We start from the raw sequence: 229 nt of genomic DNA on the forward strand, positions 1-229 counted from the left end.
TCCCGTTTCCATACCGAACCGCCCTTAGCCTACACCGCACAAAACCGCACCGCCATCCTGCTGCTCAACCCCGGCACGCCTGACGCGCCCACTGCTGCCGCAGTCAAGCCTTACTTGACAGAATTTCTGTCCGATCAACGTGTTGTCGAACTGCCCAAGCTCTTATGGCAACCGATATTGCGCGGCGTGGTATTGACTTTTCGCCCGAAAAAAAGCGCGCATGCCTATG

At 56.8% G+C, this 229-nt stretch carries 1 protein-coding gene; it reads left to right on the forward strand.

The window, feature by feature from the left end; translation table 11 throughout:
- A partial coding sequence (locus tag ACTHS4_RS12790; protein WP_440366071.1) for a ferrochelatase occupies positions 1-229 on the forward strand: 229 nt, incomplete at both ends.

It is taken from the genome of Neisseria sp. P0014.S009 (genome assembly GCF_051958155.1).
Lineage (GTDB): Bacteria > Pseudomonadota > Gammaproteobacteria > Burkholderiales > Neisseriaceae > Neisseria > Neisseria flavescens_C.